Consider the following 24261-nt stretch of genomic DNA (forward strand, 5'->3'; position numbering starts at 1 on the left):
CTGAATGGGAGATGCGCGCCTTAGCGGGCGCGCACCCGGATGCGGCGCCAGGACAGCACCGGAACGGAAATCTCCCGCGGCTGCCAGCCGAGTTCCTGGGCCGGCATCACCATCGGCGCACGCGGCGGCGGCATGTCGAGCGCCGCCTCGATGGCCCTGATGGTGCCGTCTTCGGCAGTACCGGTCGCCACCGCATAGGCGTCGACGTCCTCAAGGCCGAGGCGGCCGGCCGCGTCGTGGATCATCTCCGGGGCCGCAGACGGCGCCAGGTCACCGCGGCCAAGCCGGGCGAGCCAGACACCATAAGCGACCGCTTCGGTCCGCTCTGCCGCGTCGGGAAGACGGGCGACATCGGTCTCGGGCGGGGTGTCAATCTCCAGAAGGGTCATTCTACACTCCATTGATAAAGCCAGGTTTCGCTCAAACGAGCGTCCTCGAAAGTCAGATAGGCACGCAATTCCACCGGATCGTCGCTGGAGCGGCGCACATCGGCGATGAGGCGCCAGCAGTCGTCATGCGGCATCCGCTGGACGACCGTGGAAACGATCTCGGCGTTCGAAGCCTCCAGATGCGGCTTGACGGCCGCATCCGTCGGCAGGTTGGAAAGCACGCCGCCGCGGAAATCGACGACGAACTTGCGCATTTCCGGGTCGATCTCCAGGCCGGCGACGCCGCCGTGCCCGGTGTGGGTCGCGATGACCTCGGCAAGGTCGGTGGCGCCGGTGCGGTCGCCCCAGCGCATGCGGTAGCGGTATTCCCTCTCGTCGCCCGCCTCCGGCTCCTTGGCCGGCTGCCAGAAGGCGACGATGTTGTCGTTGGTCTCGCTGTCGCTGGGGATTTCGGCGAGGACCACCCGGCCCTGCCCCCAGTCGTTGAGCGGCTCGATCCAGGCCGTCGGGCGCCGTTCGTAATGCGCCTCAAGGTCCTGGTAGTTGCCGAATTCGCGGTCGCGCTGGGCAAGGCCGAAGCCCTTGGGATTGGCGACGCGGAAGAAGCTGACGCGCAGCGATCCCGGATTGCGCAGCGGCCGGACGGCCTGCTCGTCATTGCCGTTGAGGATGACCAGCGTGTCGCTGTCATGCACTTCGGGGCGGTAGTCATCGAAGCCACGGTCGTCGTTTTCCCCGAACAGGTACATACTCGTCAGGGGGGCAACACCCAGACGGTCGATCCGGTTCCGGAAAAAGAGTCGGGCCGTGACGTCGACGACGGTTTCATCGCCCGGCGTGATCTCGAAAGCATAGGCGCCGGTGACGCGCGGGCTCTCAAGGCTCGCCCACAGGCGGATGGTGCGCTCGTCGACGCCCGGCGGGGCTATGTAGAACGCGGTGAAGGCAGGAAACTCCTCCGGCTCCGACGACGCCGTGTCGATGGCAAGGCCGCGCGACGACAGGCCGTAGACCGACTGCCGCCCGAGGGCGCGGAAATAGCTGGCGCCGAGGAACGCGACGACCTCGTCCATATAGTCCGGCCGCTTCAGCGGATAGTGCAGGCGGAAGCCGGCAACGCCCGGCATCTCGAAATTGTCGAACTCGGTCTCGTCGAGCGGCGCGTCGTAGCGGAAATCGTGGCCGGAAAAGGCGACCGGATCGGCCCGTCCGTCGCGCACCTCGTAGATCGTCACCGGCTGCTTGAACAGCCAGCCGGGATGGAAGGCCTGGAGCTGGTAGCGCGCGCCGGTACCGCGCCACAGGGAATGGTCGGGACGGAAGCGGATCGCGCGGTGCTGGTCATAGGTGAGCGACTGCACCTTTTCCGGCAACGGCGATTCCGGCTTTTTCCATGCCTCCTTGGCCTTTGCACGCATGTGCTCGGTCAGGATATCGAACGAGAAGGCCTCGCCGGCCTCCGGCCTGGTCGTGGCCGCCCATGCATGGGAAAGCGGGAGCGACATGCCCCCGGCCAGACTCAAAAAGCTAACGCTGGACTGCAGGAACCGGCGACGGTCCATCAGTAACACCCCCGACTAAATTTCGCCCAAGCAGGGGTTGAAAGCCCCTTGCAGCCACTAGCGTAGAGCCAAGAATGCGGCGAAAACACGAAACGAAGTACCAGCAGAACGTCGGAACACGGATTTGGTTCCGATTCTTTGCGAGCTAAATTGTTGCAGTGCCATATAGTGAAATCCGGTTTCATTACAACAGGGTGACGGATTTCGAGATTGCTGCCGCCTGCGCTGCGAAAGGAGCGGCGCGCGCTGCGGCGGGCGGCCGCGCCCCCGAAAAACCGGGTCCTGTGAAAACTACTTATTATTCCGTAGGATATTTCCGACCAAAACGCGGCCGGGGTGCCCGCGCGTGGTGCACGCGACAGGCTATCGGCGGCGTGCGGGGCGCGCCGAAACGGCCCCGCTTGCGGCCGATCAGTCGATGCCGATCTTCTTCTTCAAGAGCTCGTTGACAGCCTGCGGGTTGGCCTTGCCGCTCGAGGCCTTCATCACCTGGCCGACAAACCAGCCGACGAGGCCCGGCTTTTCGCGTGCCTGCTCGACCTTCTCCGGATTAGCGGCAACCACCTCGTCGACGACCTTCTCGATGGCGCCGAGGTCGGTGACCTGCTTCATGCCGCGGTCTTCGACGATTGCCGCCGGGTCGCCGCCCTCGGCCCAGACGATCTCAAAGACGTCCTTGGCGATCTTGCCGGAGATGGTGCCGTCCTTGACGAGGTCGATGACGCCGCCGACCTGCTCGGCCGAGACCGGGCTTTCCGAAATGTCCCGGCCTTCCTTGTTGAGGCGGCCGAACAGCTCGTTGATGACCCAGTTGGCGGCCTGCTTGGCGTCGCGCCCCTTGGCCACCTTTTCGAAGAAGTCGGCGGATTCCCGGTCGACGACGAGGATGTCGGCGTCATAGGGCGACAGGCCGTAGTCGGCGATGAAGCGGGCGCGCTTTTCGTCCGGCAGTTCGGGCAGGCCGACCTTCAGGGCCTCCACATAGGCGTCGTCGAACTCCAGCGGCAAAAGGTCCGGGTCCGGGAAGTAGCGGTAGTCGTGCGCCTCCTCCTTGGAGCGCATCGACCGGGTCTCGCCCTTTGACGGATCGAACAGGCGGGTTTCCTGGTCGATCGAGCCGCCGTCTTCAAGAATGCCGATCTGGCGGCGCGCCTCGTATTCGATGGCCTGCCCGGCGAAGCGGATGGAGTTGACGTTCTTGATCTCGCAGCGGGTGCCGAAGCCCTCGCCGGGCCGGCGTACCGAGACGTTCACGTCGGCGCGCAAATTGCCCTTTTCCATGTCGGCGTCGGACGAGCCGATATAGCGCAGGATCGTGCGCAGCTTGGAGATATAGGCCTTGGCCTCGTCGGAGGAGCGCATGTCGGGCTTGGAGACGATCTCCATCAGCGCGACGCCCGACCGGTTGAGGTCGACATAGGATTTGGAGGGGTGCAGGTCGTGGATCGACTTGCCGGCGTCCTGTTCCAGGTGCAGGCGCTCGATGCCGATGCGGATCTCCTCGCCGCCGTCCATTTCCAGGATAACCTCGCCCTCGCCGACGATCGGCTGCTTGAACTGGGAGATCTGGTAGCCCTGGGGCAGGTCCGGATAGAAGTAGTTCTTGCGGTCGAAGACGCTCTTGTTGTTGATCTGGGCCTTCAGTCCCAGGCCGGTGCGGATCGCCTGCTTGACGCATTCCTCGTTGATCACCGGCAACATGCCGGGCATCGCCGCATCGACCAGCGAGACGTGGTCGTTGGGGCTGGCGCCGAACTCGGTCGCCGAGCCGGAAAAGAGCTTCGCCTCGGACTGCACCTGGGCGTGGACTTCCAGGCCGATGATGATTTCCCAGTCGCCGGTGGCGCCCTTGACGAGGTTCTTGGGATTGGTGTTGCGGGTATCGACGAGGGTCATTGCCGAGCCTTGATCAGAGTCGTTCGGTGGGTCTCTCGCTTTCCTTTAGCGCAATGCGGCCCGGTGGGAAAGAACGACGCTTGACCGGCGCAACCGGCGGGCGTATTTCAGCGGCCATTCCCTTTGGAGCCTTTATGCGCCTCGACAAGACAGCCCGGTAAGACCCCGCCCGAAAGCGCGGCGGGGGTTTTCTAGAAACGGCACGGCACCTGGCCGGGCCGAAGGGTTGTTTGTGGGCTTTTTCCGATCCCCACACCGATCCCGTCCGTCCGACCGGCGATGCGCCCGGGCGTTCTTTCCGCGTCTTTTTCCGACCGACCCCGGCGCCGTTCCCGTGCCTTTCCGACAAAGGCTTACCGGGATGTGTTCCGATGAACATTTCAAGGACCGAACAGCGGATCCTGCACGCCCTCGCCCAGGGCGGCCGGATCCGCGTCATACGCGACGATAACGATAAGAAAATCGTCGACGTCGACTGCCTCAACCGCGACGGCTGGCGCCTTGCCGACTGCAAGCTCGACACCTTCCGACGGCTGAAGAAGCGGCGCCTGATCCTCTCCAAGGGCGGCAAGCCCTACGAGATCTCGCCGCTCGGCATCCGCACGGTGCGAGCACAGCTCGACAATCGGTGAGATGGCGAAACGAGGAGACCCCGGGCGTCCGCGCCCGGGGCTTTTTCTTTTGTTTGGGAACGACCCGGGACGCCTCACACTCTCCCCGTCACCCCGGCCGCCGAGCCGGGGCCTAATGCCCGTCTCTGCACGGTATGCCCGTCCGGGCAGGAATGCGGCGAGCGCGCGGGGCGAGGCCGTGTTCGATCCGCAACGGGCTACGGATTCGACAGGGGCAATAGGCCCCGGGTCTCCGCTTCGCTTCGCCCGGGGTGACGGGGAGAGTGTGGGGGCGCCTCAGTCCAGTTCCAACGTCAAAAACACCGTCAGCGGGCCCGCCGTGTAATCCCCGAAGGCGTCGCGCTCGGTGAAGCCGGCGCTGCGGTAGAGGGCGACGGCGGGGGCGAAGGCCGCGAAGGAGCCGGTTTCGAGGCTGAGGCGGCGGTAGCCGCGGGTTCTGGCTTCGGCGACGATGTGGGCGAGCATTTTCTTCGCCAGCCCCCTGCCCCGGTGTCTTTTCACCGTGTGCATGGATTTGACCTCGCCATGTGCGGCATCGAGTTCCCTGAGCGCCCCGCAGCCGAGAAGCTCGGCGCCGTCCCACATGCTCCAGAAGGTGATCGAGGGGTGCCGGAGCGCTTCCACGTCAAGGGCGTGCCGGGCCGCCAACGGCGTCGTTTCGACCGCAAAAGCCATGTGATCGGCCAGCAGTTGCAGGATTTCCGGCCCCTCCAGCGGGTCTTGTCGTATCTCGACCATCGACCGCTCCCTCAGGCCGGCTTCACCGGCTTGCCGCGCTCGATGTCGGCCTGCATGCGCAGCTTCTTCTGGTAGCGGGATTGGACGATGTCGATGACGACCATGACGCCGATGACGAAGTAGAAGGTCGACTTGGCCATCGGTTCCACGACATAGCCGAAGAGGTGCAGGTGGCCGAGATGGCCGCCCTCGGACAACAGCATGACGCCGACGATGAACAGGATGAAGAGGCCGAGCACCTCGTACATGCGGTTCTTCTTCAGGAATTCCGACACGTAGTCGGCCAGAAAGATCATCATCAGGCCGGAGATGACGATGGCCGCCGCCATGATCCAGAACACCTTGGTGAGCGCCAGGGCGGAGAGGATGGAATCGAAGGAAAAGACGAGATTCATGGCGACGATCCAGGTGATCGCGCTGGCCACGGAGCGCGGCGTGCGGGCCTTGTGGTCGCCGATCTCCTCGATGATCAGCATGTGGGAGATCTCCTTCATCGCCGTGTAGATGATGAAGGCGCCGCCGACCAGCACGATGATCGTGTGGACGTTGAACGAGCCCTCGACGATGCCCGGCCAGTTGATGCTGGCGAACGGCTCCTGGAAATACTGGATCGCCCGCATGACCACGAAGAGCAGGATCAGGCGCAGGACGATGGCGATGCCGATGCCGGCGCGGCGCACGAAGGCCTGGCGGTCGAGCGCCACCCGCTTCGATTCGATCGAGATGTAGAGCAGGTTGTCGAAGCCGAGCACGGCCTGCAGCAGCACCAGCATGGCCAGCGTGAACCAGGCGTCGATCGAAAAAAGGCCTTCCATTCCCTCGTCTCCCCATCGGCAAAATGACGGAGAAAAACCCACCACAGTTCCCGCAAGGGGGCAAGTCGGCTATAGGCCGGTCACCGACTTTCCCGGAGGGTGCGCATGAAGACGTGGTTCGCAGCGAGATCGCCGGCTTTTTACTGGATCGCCGGCGCGGGGCTGATCGCGCTGACGGCGGCGATCCTTCTTGCCATGGGCCGCAACCCGATCTGCACCTGCGGCACGGTGAAGCTCTGGCACGGCGTGGTCATGTCCTCGGAGAACTCCCAGCACCTCTCCGACTGGTACACGCCCTCGCACATCATCCACGGCATGATCTTCTACTGGCTGACGGGGCTCGCCCTGCCCGGCTGGCGGATCGGCGCCCGCGCCCTTGTCGCCATCGTCATCGAGGCCGCCTGGGAGATCTTCGAGAACTCCGACTTCATCATCAACCGCTACCGCGAGGCGACGATCTCGCTCGACTATTTCGGCGACAGCGTCATCAATTCCCTCAGCGACCTGGCCTTCATGCTCCTCGGCTTCTATCTGGCGCTGAGGCTGCCGGTGGCCGTCACCATCGCTCTCGCCATCGTCTTTGAGATCGTCGTCGGCCTCGTCATCCGCGACAATCTCACGCTCAACGTGCTGATGCTGGTCTATCCCATCGATGCGGTGAAGAGCTGGCAGAGTGGTCTTTGATAGAAACGGACATTGACCGGAACCGCTAGAAGAACCGGCAAGGCCTCGTTCCTCACATCATCCGAGCGCCTTGAACCGAAGGTCGTCAATGCCCGTCAGGAGCCCTTGCCCTTCGCCTTGCCCGCTGCCTTCTCCGTGTCGCGGGCCATCCGCCGTCGATAGTCGTGCCAGGCGACCGGAAGCGTCACCAGATAGGCAAGGACGCCGAGCGACAGCATGACGAAGGGATAGGAGACGACGAGAGCCACCGTCATCACCACGGCGACCAGCAGCGGCAGAACCACGTTGCGGTGGACCCGGGCGCCGATCCGCTTGCCGGAATAGGTCGGCAGGTTCGAGACCATCATGAAGGCGGTGAAGAGGATGTGGAGGATCACCGGCACGACGATATAGACGTCGGCGGGGATGAGGCCGAGGAGTGCCAGATAGACCGGCAGGAGCACGGTCAGGGCACCGGCCGGCGCCGGCATGCCGACGAAGAAATCCACCTGCCAGGGTCTTCGGTCAGCGCCATCGTCGAGGGAGACATTGAAGCGGGCGAGCCGCAGGGCCGCGGCGATCGCGAAAATGAGGACGACAATCCAGCCGAGCCCGCGCGCCTCGTTCAAGAGCCATATGTAGAGGATGATCGCCGGGGCGACGCCGAAATTGACGAAGTCGGCGAGCGAGTCGAGTTCTGCGCCGAAGCGCGAGGTGCCCTTGAGCAACCGGGCGACACGGCCGTCGACGGCATCGAGCAGGGCTGCGAGCAGGATCGCGGCGATCGCCCAGCCGAAGCGGCTCTCCAGCGCCATGCGGATGGCTGTGAGGCCCGAACAAAGGGCGAGCAGCGTCACCACATTGGGCAGGATCACCCGCAACGGCAGGCGTCGGAAGCGGTAGCGCCTGGAGCGGCGCCGGCGGCCGGGGTCGAAGGGGGGGAACAGCCAGTCCATCATCGGTGCCCTGCCCTAGTCGATCCGGCTGGAAACGGGCGCCTGGGTGCGGCCGGTGAGGTCGGCAAAAGGCGTCTCGCCGGCAATTGCCCGCTGGCCTTCCGAGACGAGCGGGCGCACGCCGTCCGGCAGATAGACGTCGAGCCGCGAGCCGAAGCGGATGAGGCCGAAGCGCTCGCCGATCTCCACCGTCTCGCCCTCTTTCTTGAAGGAGACGATGCGCCGTGCCACGAGGCCGGCGATCTGGACGACGCCGATCCGAGTGCCTGCCGCCGTCTCGATGATGAGGCCGTTCCGCTCATTGTCCTCGCTCGCCTTGTCGAGGTCGGCGTTGAGGAAGATGCCGCCCTTGTAGGCGACGCGTGCCAGCCGCCCGCCGACGGGGGCGCGGTTCACATGGACATCGAAGACGCTCATGAAGACGGAGATGCGGGTCAGCGGCTTTTCGGAAAGGCCCAGCTCCGGCGGCGGCGTCGCCGGACCGATGAAGGAGACGCGGCCGTCGGCCGGCGACACCACCATGCCCTCGGCAACGGGCGTCACGCGCTTTGGGTCGCGGAAGAAATAGGCGACCCAGCCGGTGAGGATGAGGCCGATCCAGAAGATCGGCGTGACGAACCAGCCGATCAGCAGCGTTGCGGCGCCGGCAATGGCGATGAACGGACGGCCTTCCGGATGGATCGGCGTCAGCGTCTTGGAAATCGTGTCGATCAGCGAGGACATGGGCGGTCTAGGGGCTCCCTTCGTCCGGACGGCATTCCTGGGCCACGCCGGCGCACCGGTTTGCCATGGCGGACCGCCCTTGTGAAGGCCGCTCCTCAGCGCGACATGCGTTCGGCGTCCGGCTCGTGGGCCGCATCGCGGTCGCGATCCCGGTCCGGATCGGCCTCCTCGCCGGCCTTGGCGAGGGCATATTCCTCTTCCTGGGCGATCCGCAGCCGCTCCTCGGCCTCGTCGGCCTCGCGCTGGCGCTCCCACATGGAGGCGTAGAGCCCGTTCTTGTCGAGGAGCGCGCCGTGGGTGCCGCGTTCGACGATCGTTCCAGCTTCAAGGACGACGATCTCGTCGGCGCCGACCACGGTCGACAGGCGGTGGGCGATGACGAGGCTGGTGCGGCCGCGCGAGACGGTGTCGAGCGCCGCCTGGATTTCCCGTTCGGTGTGGGTGTCGAGCGCGGACGTGGCCTCATCAAGGACCAGGATCGGCGGCGCCTTCAAGATGGTGCGGGCGATGGCCACGCGCTGCTTCTCGCCGCCGGAAAGCTTCAGGCCGCGCTCGCCGACCTCGGTGTCGAAGCCCTGCGGCAGGGTCTCGATGAAGCCGGCGATCTGGGCCATCCGCGCGGCCTCGTGCACCTCTTCCTCGGTGGCATTGGCGCGGCCGTAGCGGATGTTGTAGCTGATGGTGTCGTTGAAGAGGACGGTGTCCTGGGGGACCATGCCGATGGCGGCCCTGAGGCTCGCCTGGTGCACGTCGCGCAGGTCCTGATCGTCGATCAGGATGGCGCCGCCGGTGACGTCATAGAAGCGGAACAGCAGCCGGGAAATGGTCGACTTGCCGGCGCCGGATGGGCCGACGATCGCCACCGTCTTGCCGGGCGGCACCTCGAACGAGACGTTCTTCAGGATCGGCCGCTCGGGATCGTAGTGGAACGAGACGTTCTCGAAGCGGATGGCGCCGGCGGCAACATTCAGGTCCGGCGCGCCCGGCTTGTCGACGATCTCCGGGGCGACGCCGAGGAGATTGAACATCTCCTCGATGTCGGTGAGTCCCTGCTTGATCTCGCGATAGACCGTACCGATGAAGTTGAGCGGCATGAAGAGCTGGATCAACAGGGCGTTGATCATGACGAAGTCGCCGACCGTCTGGGTGCCGTTAAGGACGGCGAGCGCCGACAGCACCATGCAGATGACCATGCCGGTGGTGTAGATCACCGACTGGCCGGCATTCAGCCAGGCGAGCGAGGTCAGCGTCTTCACCGCGGCCGTCTCGTAGCCGGACATGGAGCGGTCGAAGCGGTCGGATTCCAGCTTCTCGTTATTGAAATACTTGACCGTTTCGAAATTGAGCAGGGAGTCGATCGCCTTGGAGTTGGCGTCGGTGTCGGACTCATTCATCTCGCGCCGGATGGCGATCCGCCAGTCGGAGGCGCGGATGGTGAAATAGATGTAGATAGCCACCATCACGGCGATCACGGCGACATAGGAGACCGAGAACTGATAGGCGATGACGGCCGCCATCAGCGTCAGTTCCAGGATCGTCGGCAGGGTGTTGAGGATGGTGAAGCGGACGATGACCTCGATGCCCTTGATGCCGCGCTCGATGACCCGCGACAGGCCGCCGGTGCGGCGCTGCAGGTGGAAGCGCAGGCTGAGCTGGTGCATGTGCACGAAGGTCTCGTTGGCGAGCCGGCGCACCGCGTGCTGGCCGACCTTGGCAAAGACCGCGTCGCGAAGCTGGTTGAAGCCGATCATCATGATGCGGCCGACGCCGTAGGCGACGACCAGCATCACCGGCACGGCGAGAAGGCTCGCAGTCTCGCCGCCGGCCTTTCCGAGGGCGTCCGTCGCCCATTTGTAGCTGTAGGGCACCAGCACGGTGATGATCTTGGCCATCACCAGGAAGACGATCGCGATCAGCACCCGGGCCTTCAGGTCGGAGCGGGAGTGCGGCCAGATATAGGGCCACAGGTTGCGCACGGTGCGCACGGCCGATTCCGGGGCGGCGTTGGCGCTGTTGGTGCGCCGTGTGCTTGAGGCGGCCATGGTCATGCCGACGGCCCCCTCGAACCGGACGCCAAACGGGCGGGGAAAAAGCGGGACAACGCCGGGCGCGCTAGCGGCGACCGGCCGCGGGTGTCGCGGAAAATAGGGTTCAAACTGGAGGCCTCGCAGAGGTGACAAAGCGGCGGGCCACCAGGCGCCGCCGCTCTGCCGAGGTGTTTCGGCGCCCGGCCCGCTTCACTTTCAGCGTTCGGACCCGCGCCGGGAGAGCTTCATATTCAACAGCCCTGAACTATGCCGGCGCGCGGAAAAATCAAGCACGCACAGGCGCGCATGCTCCGCCGTCAGACCGCCAGGGCGGGTCGGATCAGTTGGTGCTCCAGCCGACGTCGCCTTCCGGAACCATGAAGACCTGGCCCGGATAGATCAGGTCCGGATTGCGGATCTGTTCCTTGTTGGCGGCGTAGATGGTGGTGTAGCGCACGCCCTCGCCGTAGCGCCGGCGGGAGATGCGCCAGAGATTGTCGCCCTTGCGGATGATGACGGAAGGCACCTTGGCGATCGTGATGCTGCCGGCGTCCCCTTCCGTGCCGCCGGAGGCGATTTCCAGCGGCGTCAGCACGACGGCGTTCTCGTCCTTCTGGAACGGCACCTCGGCGCGGGCGACGACCGTGCCGGCCTCGTCGGCGACCTGATCGGCGCGGACCCGGTGCTGGCCGGTGGCGAGATCCTTCGGCGCCTCCAGCAGCCAGCGGCCATCGGCATTGGCCTTGGCCGTGCCGACGAACTCGTCCTCCACATAGACCCGCACATCGGCGTCGGGCTCGGCGGCGCCGGCGACGAACAGCCTGCCGCGCTCGGTCTCCACCGCTTCGACGGTGACGGTCTTGGCCGACGCACCTGCAACGCTTGCCGGTGCCTCAGGCGTGTCAGCCGGTTCGGCAAGTGCGATCTGCGGCGCGGACGGTTGCTCTGCCGCGCCGGACGGCGCGGCCTCCCCCGTCGTGGGTTCGGCGCTCGCGGCCTCCTGCCCGGCCGGCTCCGCGGGCGCAGCCGGCTCGGCCGCCGCCACCTCGGTGCCGGGTTTTGCCTTCGGCTTCTGCAGCACGCGGGCGGGCTCGCCGGGCTTGCTCATGACGACCAGCAGCTCCTCGGCGTCGTCCTCGGGGATCGACACGGCGATGCGGTCGTCGGATTCGGTCTCCTCCGGGTCGTCCTCGGATTTCTTTGAGGAAGCGGAGAGGTCGTGGTCGCCGGGCTCAAGCGGTTTTTCCAGAACCATCGACCAGGCGCCGGTCGGGTCGGCGACGGTCTTGCCGACGACGGTGCCGTTGGAGAGGACCGCGACAATGGCGCCGGGCTCCGACTGGCCGGCGACGACGGCATCGCCGGTCGGCTCGACGCGGACGATGTCGAAGCTCGGCTTCTTCTTCGGCGGCGATGCGGCGGGCGTCTCGGCGGTCTTTGCGTCCGGCTCCGGCGCGCGCGCCTCGGTGATGGTCCCCTTCGCCGCGCCCGTATCGGCCGGCGCGGCCTTTTGCGGCGCCTCGGCGGTCTTGCCGCTGCCCGGGGTGGCGGTGCCCGCATCGGAGGTGAGCGGGGCCGGCGTCGTCTGCGGGCTTCCGGTCAGGCGGTCGATATCGATGACGCCGGTGGCGACCAGCGCGCCGACGGTTGCCGCCGTGCCGCCGACGGCGATCGCGGACCAGATCAGGGCAATTTTCGACATCGGAGTTCCGTTGGTTGGCGCGCCGCCGGCACCCGTCCCGGCCGATCCTTCATCCGATCGCCGGGGTCGCCGACAGCGGCGCGAATCGTTGTCGCTTCGGCGAAGTCGGTCTCCCCTTGATCGATAAACCGGAAATCTGCCGATCGCAAGGCACGGCGCAGTATGCTAGGGCCGTCGCAGCGCGCGGAACGAGCCCCTTGACGGCGCACCGAGCGGGTGCGAAGGGACGTTTCATGGCCGAGATTCGAAGCATATGCGTCTATTGCGGGTCCGCCGACGGCGTCAACCGCAGCTTTCACCATGCCGCGACCGAGCTCGGCCGGCTGTTCGCCGAGGCCGGCATCCGCCTCGTCTATGGCGGCGGCTCGATCGGCCTGATGGGCGCGGTCGCCAAGTCCGTGATCGCCAATGGCGGTGCGGTCACCGGCATCATCCCGGAATTCCTCAACAAGCGCGAGATCATGCTGGATGCGGTCGACGAGCTCATCGTCACCGCCGACATGCACGAGCGCAAGCGGCTGATGTTCGAGCGGTCCGAGGCGTTCGTGGCGCTGCCCGGCGGTATCGGCACCCTGGAGGAGGTCGTCGAAATGATGACCTGGGCCCAGCTCGGCCAGCACGAGAAGCCGGTTCTGCTCGCCAATATCGGCGGCTTCTGGGACCCGCTGATCGACCTTTTGGCGCACATGAAGGCCGCCGCCTTCATCCGCCCGCCCTACAATGTCGGCTACCTCGTCGCCGACCATGTCGCCGACATCGTTCCGCGGCTCGCCGAGGCCGTGCGCGAGACGCCCCAGGCGGCCCTCGACCGGGCCGGCGATCCGGACGCGATCAAGAGGTTGTAAGGGCGCCCTCCGTTACATCGCCCTTCACTCTCCCGTCACCCCGGGCGGGGCGAGGCCTCGACCCGGGGCCTATTGCCCGCCTCACCACGGTGTGCCATCTCGATTTGTCACCTGACCGTCAATCGCGCCACGGCCTCTTGTTCCCGACGACCGGCATACCGCGTTGACGGGGGCAATAGGCCCGGCTCAAGGCCGGGGTGACGGCTGAGTGGTGGGCGAGCGGGAGAGTACGAAGTTCCAAAGCGCCTGCTGCCGGCGCCATGTGGATCGCCGCGTCGGCCTGTCGGCCTCCTCGCGATGACGGCAGAGTTACCGAAGAAACCACATCGCCCCATTCACACCGTCTTGACCGGCTCCGGCGGCCTTCTCTTGCGCCAGGACGCAAGCGTGAAAACCGCAAGGGCGACCCAGATCAGGGCAAAACTCGCAAACCGCTCCGGCGACAGCGGCTCGCCATAGACGAGGACGGCGAGCGCGAACTGGATCGAGGGCGCCAGATATTGCAGGAGGCCGACCACCGTCAGGGTCAGCCGGCGGGCGGCAAAGGCAAAGAGGATCAACGGCAGCGAGGTGACGATGCCGGTACCGAGGAGCAGTGCCACGTCCACCGGACTGTCGGTGAAATGGCCCGTGCCGGTCGCCTCCAGCCAGACGACATAGGCGATGCCGACGGGCAGGATCAGCATTGTCTCGATGAAAAGGCCCGGCGAGGCGCCGACCGGGGTCAGCTTGCGGACATAGCCATAGGCGGCGAAGGAGCAGGCGAGGAACAGCGAAATCCACGGGAAGCCATGCAGCGTCGTTGCCTGAATGACGATGGCAACGACGGCAAGGCCGATGGCGATGCGCTGGCCAGTGGAGAGCCGCTCGCCGAGCAGCAGGAAGCCGATCATTACCGAGACCAGCGGATTGATGAAATAGCCGAAGCTGACCGCCAGCACCTGATTCTGGGCGATCGCCCAGACGAAGACCAGCCAGTTGATGCCGATGATCGAGGCCGAGAGCAACAGGCGCAGCAGGACCCGCCGGTCGCGCAGCGCCAGCAAGACCTCGCCCACACGCCCGAAGGCGACGAGGAACAGACCGACGAAGAAAACCGTCCAGACGATGCGGTGGGCGATCACCTCGCTGGCCGGCACATGGGCCAGCCATTTGTAGAAGATGATCGAAAAGCCCCACAGCACATAGGCAGTCACGCCGGACATGAATCCGGCGCGAATGCTGTCTGCCTCGCTGCCCGGCGCTCCCGCCGTGCCGACCGCCACCGGGTTAGGCCGAGGCGGCGATCGGACGGACCTCGCCCCTGGTCTTCTGGATGAGCTGGTAGACGACGGAGTCCACCAGCGCCTGGAACGAGGCATCGACGATGTTCGACGAGACGCCGACCGTGAACCAGCGATCGCCGGTGCCGTTGTCGCGGCTTTCGATGAGGACGCGGGTGACGGCGCCGGTGCCTCCGTTGAGGATACGGACCTTGAAGTCGACCAGTTCCAGGTCCTCGATCAGCGGCTGGTAGGGCCCGAGGTCCTTGCGCAGCGCGATGTCGAGGGCGTTGACGGGACCGTTGCCTTCGGCCACCGACATGAACAGCCGATCGCCGACCTCCACCTTTACCACGGCCTCCGAGACGGTGATCAGCTCGCCGATGGCATTGAAGCGGCGCTCGACCATGACGCGGAAGCTCTTGATGTCGAAGAATTTCGGCACCTCGCCGAGGACCCGGCGGGCGAGCAGCTCGAAGGACGCATCGGCCGCCTCATAGGCATAGCCGGTGGACTCGCGCTCCTTGACGATGCGCAGGAGCTCATCGAGGCGGCGGTCGCTCTTGTCGACGGCGATGCCGAGGCGTTCCAGTTCGGCCAGAAGGTTCGACTTGCCGGCCTGGTCGGAGACCAGAACGCGGCGCTTGTTGCCGACCGTCGACGGCTCCACATGCTCGTAGGTCTTGGGGTCCTTCAGCAGCGCGGAGGCGTGGATGCCGGCCTTGGTGGCAAAGGCCGACGAGCCGACGTAAGGAGCGTGGCGGTCCGGCGCCCGGTTCAGCATCTCGTCGAAGACGTGGGAGACGTTGGTGAGGTCGGCGAGCGCGGCATCCGTGATGCCGGTCTCGAAGCGGTCGGCATATTCCGGCTTCAGCTTCAGGGTCGGGATCAGCGAGGTGAGGTTCGCGTTGCCGCAGCGCTCGCCGAGGCCGTTGAGGGTGCCCTGGATCTGGCGAACGCCGGCGCGCACGGCGGCCAGCGAATTGGCGACGGCCTGCTCCGTGTCATTGTGGGCGTGGATGCCGAGATGGTCGCCGGGGATGTGCTCGATGACGGTCGTCACGATCTCCTCGACCTCGTGAGGCAGCGTGCCGCCATTGGTGTCGCACAGGACGACCCAGCGGGCGCCGGCCTCATAGGCCGCCCTGGCGCAGGCGATGGCATAGTCCGGATTGGCCTTGTAGCCGTCGAAGAAGTGCTCGCAGTCGACCAGCGCCTCCTTGCCAACCTCGATCGCAGCTTCCACGGACTGGCGGATGCCCTCCAGGTTCTCCTCGTTGGTGGTGCCGAGGGCGACCTTGACGTGGTAGTCCCAGGATTTCGCCACGTAGCAGATGGCATCGGACTTGGCATCGAGGAGGAGCCGGAGGCCCGGATCGTTGGAGACCGAGCGGCCGGCGCGCTTGGTCATGCCGAAGGCGGTGAAGGCCGCCTTTTTCGTGCGCTTTTTCTCAAAGAACGCGGTGTCGGTCGGGTTGGCGCCCGGATAGCCGCCCTCCACATAGTCGACGCCGACGCGCTCCAGGAGCTCTGAGATGGCGATCTTGTCTTCCAGCGAAAAGTCGATGCCGTTGGTCTGTGCGCCGTCCCTCAGGGTGGTGTCGAAGAGGTAGAGGCGTTCCTTGGTCGCTTGGCTGGTCATGTCCTAGTCCTTCTGACCTTCGGTCCCGTTCGCAGGGGGCGTCCAGGTCTCGGTATCCCGGTCGGGATGCTGGTAACTCGTCACTGTGTCGAGGAACGGGGCTGCTTCCCTATCGTCCTCGGTGCGCCTTTCGGGCAGCGCGGGAATCCCGTCGACAAAGGGCAGCTTTGCCTCGATGCCGAACTGAACGGTCGGCATAATTTCAACCGGACGGTCGAAGGCGCCGATCGCAAGCGCCAGGCCGTCCGGGGCCTCATAGGTGAGCGGCGTGCCGCAGTCGGGGCAAAAGCCGCGGGTGGCGTGGTTGGAGCTCCGGAAGCGCTTCGGCTGCCCCCTCGTCCAGGTGACGCGGTCCGCATCGACGCTGACGAGCGGGGCGTAGAAATGGCCGAACGCCTTCTGGCACATGCGGCAATGGCAGATCGAGGCCTCGCCGAGCGGACTGTCGACGCGGAACCGCACGGCGCCGCACTGGCAGCCGCCCGTCGAGGTATTTTCCGCGTTCTGGCTCATCGTTTCGGTCTTTCGTCGGCGCTCACTCGGGCGCGTGGCACACGGCTTCGATGTTGTGCCCCTCCGGGTCGAGGACGAAGGCGCCGTAGTAGTTCGGGTGGTAGTGGAGCCGGAGGCCCGGCGCGCCGTTGTCGGTGCCGCCGGCGGCCAGAGCCGCTTCATAGAAGGCGTCGACCAGGGCACGGCTCTCCGCGCCGAAGGCGATGTGCTGGATCGGCGTCTGCCGGCCGGTTCCCATCAGCCAGAAGAACGGCTTGCCGTCGACGCCGAGGCCGGCGCCATCGAAGGAGCCGGTCATTTCCGCGGTCACTTCCATGGCCAGCGAAAAGCCGAGCGGAGCGAGCGCTTGCGCATAGAACGCCTTGGCGCGCTCGTAGTCGGCAACGTTCAGCGAGATGTGGTCGATCACGTGGTGGCTCATCGCCGTACCTCCCAGGTGGTTCCCTCCGGCCCGTCCTTGAGGACGATGCCGCTTGCGGCAAGGTCGTCGCGGATGCGGTCGGCCTCGGCAAAGTCTTTCCCGGCGCGCGCCGTCCGGCGGGCCTCGATGAGGCGCTCGATTTCGCTTGCATCGACCTCCGGCTCGGCGGCGGTGCGGGCGGTCCAGTCGCTCGCGGTCTCTTCCAGAAGGCCGATGAGGTTGGCGCTTGCCTTCAGGGACGCCGCCCCCTCCCCGCCCTTTGCCGCGGCGCGAAGGCCATGGAGCGCGGCGATCGCCTTCGGCGTGTTGAGGTCGTCGGAGAGCGCGGCAACGACCTCCGCGTCGGGCTCGGCCGCCGGAGCGGCATCGCCGATAGCATCGTACCACCCATCGAGGATCTTTGCCGTCTCGGTGAGCCCCTTTGCCGTCCAGTCGATGGGCTGGCGATAGTGCGTACGCAGCATGTTGAGGCGCAGGACCTCGCCGGGCCAGTCCTTCAACAGGTCGTGGATGGTGATGAAGTTGCCCAGCGACTTCGACATCTTCTCGCCTTCGACCTGCAGGAAGCCGTTGTGGAGCCAGTAATTGGCCATCACGTCGGTGCCGTGGCAGCAGCGCGACTGGGCGATCTCGTTCTCATGGTGCGGGAACTGCAGGTCGATGCCGCCGCCATGGATGTCGAATTCCTTGCCGAGATGCTTCCAGCTCATCGCCGAGCATTCCAGGTGCCAGCCCGGACGGCCGCGGCCCCAGGGGCTGTCCCAGCCGGGCTCGCCGTCCGCCGACGGCTTCCACAGGACGAAGTCCATGGCGTCCTTCTTGTAGGGCGCGACCTCGACCCGGGCACCGGCCTGCATCTCATCGAGGGACCGCCGCGACAGCCGCCCGTAATCGTCCATGGACGGCACGTCGAAGAGGACATGGCCGTCGGCGGCGTAGGCGTGGCCGTTTTCCACCAGCTTCTCGACCATCGCGATCATTTCCGCGATGTGCTCCGTCGCCCGTGGCTCGACGGTCGGCCGCAGCACGTTGAGGGCGTCGATGTCCTCGTGGTAGACGCGCGCGGTCTCTTCGGTCAACTCGCGGATGGAGATGCCGCGTTCGGCGGCGCGGGCGTTGATCTTGTCGTCGACGTCGGTGATGTTGCGCACATAGGTGACGTGGTCGGCGCCATAGAGGTACCGCAAGAGCCGGAAAAGGACGTCGAAGACGATGGCCGGGCGCGCATTGCCGATATGGGCGAAGTCGTAGACCGTCGGCCCGCAGACATACATGCGCACATTCGCCGGATCGATCGGCGAAAACGCTTCCTTTTCCCGGCTCAACGTATTGTAGAGCTTCAGGCTCCTGGCGCCGGTATTGTGCCCGTCTGGCATGACTCACCCCTTGCCGGCTGACCGGGGCGTTCGCTTTTCGTCATGGAGTCGAAGGAACGGCCGCAGCCAGCGTGATCGCTAGCCGTCGATAATCTTGCAGATAATGCAGGTCGCCGAAGTCGGCGTGGCCGTGTTCATAGCCATCGTTTTGCCGATTTCGCGGTCAAGGTCAAGGCGCAATTGCCGCAGTGTCACCTTTGGTCGCTCCGTGGCACTAATACTTAACGTGGTGTTAACTGCCATGAACGATTCCTGAATGGCGATCTCAGCGCGAATTCAGGCGCGGTGCGCTATCCCTTCCGGCGTTCACTGCGTATCAGGAGGTCCAGCAGATGTCCGTTCGAGCCGCCCACGCGATGCCGACATTCTCGTCCGAAAGTCCCGTTCATGTGCTTGCGCGCGGCGAGCGCCGGCGCGGCGCGCGCGCCAGCGACTTTGCCAGGATCGCGCTCGTCGCCATCGTGTTCGCCGCGTTCTTCGCCGGGCCGGCGGCCTATGTCTCCATGGCCGACAAGGGCAACGCGCAAAAGACCTTCGCGGAGGCGCAGAGCGCCGTCTGCCAGACCTCCCAGGACCAATGCGGCGACATCGTCGGCTCCATCAAGAAACCCTGACGCAAAACGGAGCCCGGTGTCCCGGACGCCGTCTCTTTTTCCCATTGAAAATTCGATACGCCGGGGCCCCGCTCAGTCGTCGACCCAGTCGGAGCAGCGCGGCGCGGGCTGGTCGCCCCAGGGCATGATCGGCACGGTCGAGGTGGAGTTCTTCGGCGAGCCCTCGATCAGCTTGTCGGAATAGACCAGATAGACGAGCACGTTGCGCTTCAGGTCGCAGCCGCGCACGATGCGCATCTTCTTGAAGAACAGCGAGCGGCGCTCGCGGAACATCTCGTCGCCCTGGTCGAACTTCTCCTTGAAGGTGATCGGGCCGACCTGGCGGCAGGCGAGCGATATGTCCGAGACCTCCTCGGCAACGCCCAGCATGCCCGAGACGCCGCCCTTTTCCGGCACCGAATAGTGGCAGGCGACGCCGTCGATCAGCGGGTCGTCGAGGCCGTAGACCGCCAGCTTGTGGTCCGGCGTCAGCATCTTCCAGACCGTCGACTTCTTGAAGATCAGGTCCGGCTCGGCGGCAAGCGCGGGGGCGGCGACCGCGGCGGCGACAATGGCGGCCAGCAGTCCCTTCATCATGTGTCGAAACATGGACAATCCTCTCTTGATGGAAATCACTGCAAGAAGAACCGATCGGCGCGCAACCGGTTCCCTTTTCCCGCAATTCCATATGGGACCGCCCGGTGACGTTTGCGAGACGGGGCCGTTTTTCGAGCCAAGCGACGCGTTGACGCCCCGTCCGCGCCGGTCGCCTAGCCCTGCAATTCGGCCCACATCTCCTGGTCGCGCTCGGCCGTCCAGATGCGCGGATGGGCGATGCCGGAGGCCTCGTCATAGGCCCTGGCGACGTTGAAGGGCAGGCAGTGCTCGTAGATGGCGTAGGAGCCGAAGCGCGGGTCCATCTCCGCCCGGCAGGCCTCGAACGCCTCCTTCAGGGTCATCTTCTTGGCCACCGCGGACGACACCGAACCGTAAAGCGCGGCGAGGAAATCGCGGGTGAGCGCGACAGCCTCATGGACCTGGTCGGACGAGGTCAGCGCATCGCCCCTGCCCGGCACCAGCGCCTTGGGGTTCATCTGGGCGAGGCGCTCCAGCGTCTTCGGCCAGTCCTGAAGGTGCGCGTCGCCGCAATAGCAGGCGGAGTGGTATTCGACGAGGTCGCCGGAGAACATGACGTCGGAATCGGGCACCCAGGCGACGATGTCGCCCATGGTGTGGCCGCGGCCGAGATGGATCAGCCGCACCTCGCGGGTGCCGAGAAAGACCGACATGGAGGTGGCGAAGGTCGCCGTCGGCCAGGTGAGACCCGGAATGCTCTCGGCATTCTGGAAGAGGCGCGGGAAGCGGCCGAATTCGGAGTCCCAGTCCTCCTGGCCCCGCTCCACGATCAGCGAGCGGGTGAGGTCCGAGGCAATCGTCTCGGAGGCATGATAGGCGGAGGCGCCGAGTACGCGCACGGCGTGATAGTGCGACAGCACCACATATTTGACCGGCTTGTCGGTGACCGAGCGGATCTTCTCGATCACCTTGTCCGCCATCGCCGGGGTCGCCTGGGTGTCGATGACCATGACGGAATCATCGCCAATGATGACGCCGGTGTTGGGGTCGCCCTCTGCCGTGAAGGCATAGAGGTCGCGGCCGATCTCGGTGAAGCTGACGTTCTTTTCTTCCATGTCGCCGACGGAGGCGAAGGCTTTGGCCATGGGGCTTTTCCTTTTTATGGGTATCAGGCGAGCCTGTGGCGGCTTCTGCCTATTCTGATCTGTTCCGGACGTACTGAACCGCCGTCTGGTCGATGGCGCCGAAGATGCTGTTGTCCTTGTCGTCGCGCATCTCGATCCGGACACGGTCGCCGATGCGCATGAAGGGGGTCGAGGGCTTGCCGTCGGCGATGGTCTCGATCATGCGGATCTCGGCGATGCAGGAATAGCCGACGCCGCCTTCCTTGACGGGGCGTCCGGCGCCGCCGTCGACGTCGCGGTTGGACACCGTGCCCGACCCTATGACGGTGCCGGCGGCGAGCGGGCGCGTGCGGGCGGCGTGGGCGATCAGCCGCGGGAATTCGAAGGTCATGTCGACGTCGCAGCGCGGGCGCCCGAAGATCTCGCCATTGTAATCGACCCGCATCGGCAGCGTGATCTTGCCGCCGTCCCAGGCCTCGCCGAGGGCATCGGGCGTGACGGCAACGGGCGAGAAGCTTGATGAGGGCTTCGACTGGAAGAACCCAAACCCCTTGCCGAGTTCGCCCGGGATGAGGCCGCGCAGGCTGACGTCGTTGACGAGCATGATCAGCTTGATGTGGCCGGCCGCCGCCTCTTCGGAGACGCCCATCGGCACGTCGTCGGTGACGACCGCGACCTCGGCCTCGAAGTCGAGGCCCCAGGCCTCGTTGACAAGCGGGATCGCCTCGCGCGGGCCGATAAAACTGTCGGAGCCACCCTGGTACATCAGCGGGTCGGTCCAGAAGCTCTCCGGCAGCACCGCGCCGCGGGCCTGGCGGACGAGCTGGACGTGATTCACATAGGCCGAGCCGTCGGCCCACTGATAGGCGCGCGGCAGCGGCGACAGGCACGCCTCCTCGTCGAATTCCATGCCCTCGATCTGGCCGAGGAGCAGCCGGTCGGCGAGGTCCGCAAGGCCGGGCTCTGCCGCAGCCCAGTTGTCGAGGGCGGCCTGCAGGGTGCCGGCAACGGCGCCTGCGGGGGTGTAGCGGGAAAGATCGTCGGTGACGACGACGAGCTGGCCGTCGCGGGTTCCGTCTCTGAGGCTTGCGAGTTTCATCGGCTACCAATGCTGTTTCTGGATCGGGCGGAGGACACCCGCGGAATGCGCCGGGAGGGCGTTTCGTTCCGTTTTTACTCGGCGGCGTTGGGGCGCGCCGGGGGGCGGACCGGGCCGTCTTCGACGTTCCAGGAGCGGGCATAGTCCTTGAACTCCGTCGCCTGCGCCCCGGCACCAGGCGTCAGCGGATCGCGGGTGTCGATCATCACCGCATATTCGTCGGTCATCGGCTTGGCCTGCTCGTACATGCGCGACAGGGCCTTGGGGTGCGGGCCGTGGGTAAAGCCGCAGGGGTGGAAGGTCATCATGCCCGGATGGATGTTGTCGCGGCTGAAGAAGTCGCCGTCATGGTAGAAGATGACCTCGTCATAGTCGTCATTGTTGTGGAAGAACGGCACCTTGAGGGCGCCCGGGTCGGTCTCGAAAGGCCGCGGCACGAAGGTGCAGATGACGAAGCGGCCGGCGACCCAGGTCGAATGGGCCGACGGCGGCAGGTGGTAGCGGTGGGACATCAGCGGGCGGATATCCGTCACGTTCAGCCGCACCACGGAAAGGTCGCCGTGCCAGCCGACGGCATCGAGCGGATTGAACGGGTAGATGACGGTCGAGACCTCGCCCATGCGCTTGATGAGGACGTGCCACTCGTTCTCGTCCTGCTGGGCCTTGAAGGCCTCGTCGATCACAGGCGTGTCGAGGATCGCCTCGTCATAGACGGCGTGCCGGCCGACCATGCCGCGGTCGGGCGTGCGGTAGGTGGTGCCGGTGGCCTCCACGGCGAGCAGCATCACCGGCGCGTCGGGCACGATGCGCCACATGGTGGAGCGCGGCAGCACGACGTAGTCGCCCTTGGCAAAGCGCAGATGGCCATAGTCGCAATAAAGCGAGCCACTGCCGGCGTGGATGAAGAGAAGCTCGTCGCCGTCGCCGTTGCGCAGGAGATAGTCCATCGGCTTGGTCACCCGCCACAGCCGGATCAGCGTCGAGGCATTGGAGAGCACCGCCGGTGCGTCCCAGAGCGTCTCACCGCACTCCGTCAGCGTGTTGAGGTCGAAGGCGCGCGGGCGCAAGGGGCCCGACCAATTGGTCCAGCCGGTCGGCGCGTGGCGGTGATACATCATCGTCGCCGGGCCGAAAAAACCTTCCTTGCCGAGCTCGCGCTCGAAGGTTCCCTCCGGCAGGTCGACATGGGCCTGGCGCGACGCGGCACCCTCGATGCGCGGAAACGAGATGTAGTTGGACGACATTGTTCCCTCCCTTTTGCCCTCATTGCCTGGCCCGTTGTTTCGCTGGGCCCTTGGTTCCCGCCGGTCTCTGCCGGCGCTGGCGCGCAGCCCCACAGGGCGCGGCGGCTTGACGCACCCCGATAATTAGTTTCGACTGTAACCAATGTCAATGCGCGCGGAGTTGCGCGTTTTTGCTCTGTCGCTTAGGAAACGTCCAACGACCCAAAAACGAGGCGACACTTGACCAGGGGAACACGTGACGCGCCCGGCACAGGCCGGGCCGCCGACGATGGCTTGCGGCTGGAATCCTTCCTGCCCTACCGGCTGAACGTTGCCGCCGAGACCGTCAGCCTGGCGCTGTCGCGGCTCTATGCGGAGCGCTACGGCATCGGCATTCCGGAGTGGCGGGTAATCGCCACCCTCGGCCAGTACCAGACGATGACGGCCAAGGACGTCGGGCTGCACAGCCAGATGCACAAGACCAAGGTCTCGCGGGCCGTCGCCTCGCTGCTCCGCAAGGGCTTCATCGAAAAGCGCGCGAACCCGCTCGACAAGCGCGCTACCTTCCTGTCGCTGACGGCAAAGGGCGATACGACCTATGCGGCACTGGTGCCGCTCGCCCGGGCGTTTTCCGAACGGCTTGCGGCGGAACTGCAGGCGAGCGACATTGCGGTGCTGGAAACGGCGTTGCAGCGCCTCGGCGAGACGGCGGCACGGGTCGCCGAGGAGATCGCCGGCGAAGACCGGCCGGCCTCCGGCGAGGCAAAACGCGAGGCACGGCCATGAAGCTCTACAGCTATTACCGTTCGTCGGCGGCCTACCGGGTGCGCATCGCGCTGGCGCTGAAGGGCCTTTCCTACGACTACCGGCCGGTGCACCTCGTCGCCGGAGGCGGCGAGCACCTGACGCCGGAATATGCCGCGATCAATCCGCAGAAGCGGGTGCCGACGCTGGAGTTGGACGACGGTACGTGCCTGATCCAGTCGCTGGCGATCCTGGAATATCTGGACGAGCGCTATCCGGAGCCGCCGCTGCTGCCCACCGACGCCGAGACCCGGGCGAAATGCCGGGCGATAGCCGCGATCATCGGCTGCGACATCCATCCGCTCAACAACAGCTCGACCCTTGCCTATCTGAAGGGCCCGTTCGGCCAGGACCAGGACGCCGTGACGACCTGGTACGCGCACTGGGTCCACCAGGGATTTTCCGCCATCGAGCAGCTTCTCGGTGAGGCGCCCTTCTGCTTCGGCGAGGCGCCCGGCATGGCCGACCTCTATCTGGTGCCGCAGGTCTTCAATGCGCGGCGGTTCAAGGTCCCGCTCGACGCCTTTCCGAAGATCGTCGCGATCGACAAGCGCTGCGCCGACATCGAAGCCTTCAAGGCCGCCCATCCGGACGTCCAGCCCGATGCCGAGTAGCCGCGGTATACGGTGCCCGTAAAGAACGGTTTACCGCGTTTTCCGCCTTTAATTGCGCGCCGGCCC

25 protein-coding genes are annotated in these 24261 nt (G+C 65.8%); 6 read left to right on the forward strand and 19 right to left on the reverse strand.

Annotation, left to right across the window (positions count from 1 at the left end; genetic code table 11):
- Positions 1-20: 20 nt before the first annotated feature.
- The 3 genes from M2319_RS18865 to gatB all read right to left on the reverse strand — a co-directional run bounded on the left by M2319_RS18865 (position 21) and on the right by gatB (position 3847).
- Complete coding sequence (locus tag M2319_RS18865; protein WP_264603016.1) at positions 21-389, reverse strand: hypothetical protein; 369 nt, start codon at positions 387-389, stop codon at positions 21-23.
- On the reverse strand, positions 386-1894 hold the full coding sequence (locus M2319_RS18870) for a glucan biosynthesis protein (protein ID WP_264603017.1): 1509 nt from the start codon (positions 1892-1894) through the stop codon (positions 386-388). Before M2319_RS18870 ends, M2319_RS18865 begins: the two co-directional genes overlap by 4 nt.
- Before the next feature lie 468 nt (positions 1895-2362).
- On the reverse strand, positions 2363-3847 hold the full coding sequence (gatB, locus tag M2319_RS18875) for an Asp-tRNA(Asn)/Glu-tRNA(Gln) amidotransferase subunit GatB (RefSeq protein ID WP_264603018.1): 1485 nt from the start codon (positions 3845-3847) through the stop codon (positions 2363-2365).
- A 371-nt stretch (positions 3848-4218) separates the two neighbouring features.
- Between gatB and M2319_RS18880 the strand changes: the two genes are divergently transcribed.
- Positions 4219-4479, forward strand: coding sequence for a YjhX family toxin (locus M2319_RS18880; RefSeq protein WP_264603019.1), 261 nt, complete (start codon positions 4219-4221; stop codon positions 4477-4479).
- A gap of 276 nt (positions 4480-4755) precedes the next feature.
- On the opposite strand, the gene M2319_RS18885 is transcribed toward M2319_RS18880, so the two are convergent.
- Both M2319_RS18885 and M2319_RS18890 read right to left on the reverse strand, forming a co-directional pair.
- On the reverse strand, positions 4756-5217 hold the full coding sequence (locus tag M2319_RS18885; protein ID WP_264603020.1) for a GNAT family N-acetyltransferase: 462 nt from the start codon (positions 5215-5217) through the stop codon (positions 4756-4758).
- Between the two features lie 11 nt (positions 5218-5228).
- On the reverse strand, positions 5229-6032 hold the full coding sequence (locus M2319_RS18890; RefSeq protein WP_264603021.1) for a TerC family protein: 804 nt from the start codon (positions 6030-6032) through the stop codon (positions 5229-5231).
- 105 nt (positions 6033-6137) lie between these two features.
- Between M2319_RS18890 and M2319_RS18895 the strand changes: the two genes are divergently transcribed.
- Complete coding sequence (locus tag M2319_RS18895) at positions 6138-6716, forward strand: DUF2585 domain-containing protein (protein WP_264603022.1); 579 nt, start codon at positions 6138-6140, stop codon at positions 6714-6716.
- A 95-nt stretch (positions 6717-6811) separates the two neighbouring features.
- Here M2319_RS18895 and M2319_RS18900 read toward each other — a convergent pair whose 3' ends face one another.
- The 4 genes from M2319_RS18900 to M2319_RS18915 all read right to left on the reverse strand — a co-directional run bounded on the left by M2319_RS18900 (position 6812) and on the right by M2319_RS18915 (position 12103).
- Positions 6812-7651: a CDP-alcohol phosphatidyltransferase family protein gene (locus M2319_RS18900; protein ID WP_264603023.1), complete on the reverse strand. Its 840-nt coding sequence runs from the start codon at positions 7649-7651 to the stop codon at positions 6812-6814.
- 15 nt (positions 7652-7666) lie between these two features.
- The gene (locus tag M2319_RS18905) at positions 7667-8374 is read right to left on the reverse strand and encodes a phosphatidylserine decarboxylase (RefSeq protein WP_264603024.1); all 708 of its coding nucleotides are present in this window, start codon (positions 8372-8374) and stop codon (positions 7667-7669) included.
- 95 nt (positions 8375-8469) lie between these two features.
- Positions 8470-10416 carry an ABCB family ABC transporter ATP-binding protein/permease gene (locus M2319_RS18910; RefSeq protein WP_264603089.1) on the reverse strand — a complete coding sequence of 649 codons (1947 nt, stop codon included), beginning with the start codon at positions 10414-10416 and terminating at the stop codon, positions 8470-8472.
- 325 nt (positions 10417-10741) lie between these two features.
- Positions 10742-12103, reverse strand: a complete 1362-nt coding sequence (locus M2319_RS18915) for a LysM peptidoglycan-binding domain-containing protein (protein ID WP_264603025.1) — start codon at positions 12101-12103, stop codon at positions 10742-10744.
- 233 nt (positions 12104-12336) lie between these two features.
- On the opposite strand from M2319_RS18915, the gene M2319_RS18920 reads away from it, so the two are divergent.
- Complete coding sequence (locus M2319_RS18920) at positions 12337-12948, forward strand: LOG family protein (RefSeq protein ID WP_264603026.1); 612 nt, start codon at positions 12337-12339, stop codon at positions 12946-12948.
- A gap of 335 nt (positions 12949-13283) precedes the next feature.
- Here M2319_RS18920 and rarD read toward each other — a convergent pair whose 3' ends face one another.
- From rarD to M2319_RS18950, 6 genes are all read right to left on the reverse strand, one after another.
- On the reverse strand, positions 13284-14153 hold the full coding sequence (gene rarD, locus M2319_RS18925) for an EamA family transporter RarD (RefSeq protein ID WP_264603027.1): 870 nt from the start codon (positions 14151-14153) through the stop codon (positions 13284-13286).
- 64 nt (positions 14154-14217) lie between these two features.
- Positions 14218-15852 carry a citramalate synthase gene (gene cimA, locus M2319_RS18930; RefSeq protein ID WP_264603028.1) on the reverse strand — a complete coding sequence of 545 codons (1635 nt, stop codon included), beginning with the start codon at positions 15850-15852 and terminating at the stop codon, positions 14218-14220.
- A gap of 3 nt (positions 15853-15855) precedes the next feature.
- Complete coding sequence (locus tag M2319_RS18935; protein WP_264603029.1) at positions 15856-16365, reverse strand: GFA family protein; 510 nt, start codon at positions 16363-16365, stop codon at positions 15856-15858.
- Positions 16366-16387: 22 nt separating this feature from the next.
- Positions 16388-16774 (reverse strand): VOC family protein, encoded by a 387-nt coding sequence (locus M2319_RS18940; RefSeq protein WP_264603090.1) that lies wholly within the window; start codon positions 16772-16774, stop codon positions 16388-16390.
- Between the two features lie 8 nt (positions 16775-16782).
- On the reverse strand, positions 16783-18162 hold the full coding sequence (gene cysS / locus M2319_RS18945) for a cysteine--tRNA ligase (RefSeq protein ID WP_264603030.1): 1380 nt from the start codon (positions 18160-18162) through the stop codon (positions 16783-16785).
- A 78-nt stretch (positions 18163-18240) separates the two neighbouring features.
- On the reverse strand, positions 18241-18405 hold the full coding sequence (locus tag M2319_RS18950) for a hypothetical protein (RefSeq protein WP_264603031.1): 165 nt from the start codon (positions 18403-18405) through the stop codon (positions 18241-18243).
- Between the two features lie 89 nt (positions 18406-18494).
- Between M2319_RS18950 and M2319_RS18955 the strand changes: the two genes are divergently transcribed.
- Positions 18495-18776 (forward strand): hypothetical protein, encoded by a 282-nt coding sequence (locus tag M2319_RS18955; RefSeq protein ID WP_264603032.1) that lies wholly within the window; start codon positions 18495-18497, stop codon positions 18774-18776.
- 72 nt (positions 18777-18848) lie between these two features.
- On the opposite strand, the gene M2319_RS18960 is transcribed toward M2319_RS18955, so the two are convergent.
- The 4 genes from M2319_RS18960 to M2319_RS18975 form a co-directional block, all read right to left on the reverse strand.
- The gene (locus M2319_RS18960; protein WP_406682218.1) at positions 18849-19364 is read right to left on the reverse strand and encodes a CreA family protein; all 516 of its coding nucleotides are present in this window, start codon (positions 19362-19364) and stop codon (positions 18849-18851) included.
- 161 nt (positions 19365-19525) lie between these two features.
- Positions 19526-20476: an MBL fold metallo-hydrolase gene (locus M2319_RS18965; protein ID WP_264603033.1), complete on the reverse strand. Its 951-nt coding sequence runs from the start codon at positions 20474-20476 to the stop codon at positions 19526-19528.
- Positions 20477-20525: 49 nt separating this feature from the next.
- The gene (locus M2319_RS18970; protein ID WP_264603034.1) at positions 20526-21554 is read right to left on the reverse strand and encodes a fumarylacetoacetate hydrolase family protein; all 1029 of its coding nucleotides are present in this window, start codon (positions 21552-21554) and stop codon (positions 20526-20528) included.
- A gap of 74 nt (positions 21555-21628) precedes the next feature.
- The gene (locus M2319_RS18975) at positions 21629-22798 is read right to left on the reverse strand and encodes a homogentisate 1,2-dioxygenase (protein WP_264603035.1); all 1170 of its coding nucleotides are present in this window, start codon (positions 22796-22798) and stop codon (positions 21629-21631) included.
- Positions 22799-23017: 219 nt separating this feature from the next.
- On the opposite strand from M2319_RS18975, the gene M2319_RS18980 reads away from it, so the two are divergent.
- On the forward strand, positions 23018-23563 hold the full coding sequence (locus tag M2319_RS18980; protein WP_264603036.1) for a MarR family winged helix-turn-helix transcriptional regulator: 546 nt from the start codon (positions 23018-23020) through the stop codon (positions 23561-23563).
- Complete coding sequence (gene maiA / locus M2319_RS18985; protein ID WP_264603037.1) at positions 23560-24195, forward strand: maleylacetoacetate isomerase; 636 nt, start codon at positions 23560-23562, stop codon at positions 24193-24195. Before M2319_RS18980 ends, maiA begins: the two co-directional genes overlap by 4 nt.
- Positions 24196-24261 lie beyond the last annotated feature (66 nt).

The sequence above is a fragment of the Rhodobium gokarnense genome (genome assembly GCF_025961475.1).
In the GTDB taxonomy this organism is placed as follows: Bacteria; Pseudomonadota; Alphaproteobacteria; order Rhizobiales; family Rhodobiaceae; genus Rhodobium; species Rhodobium gokarnense.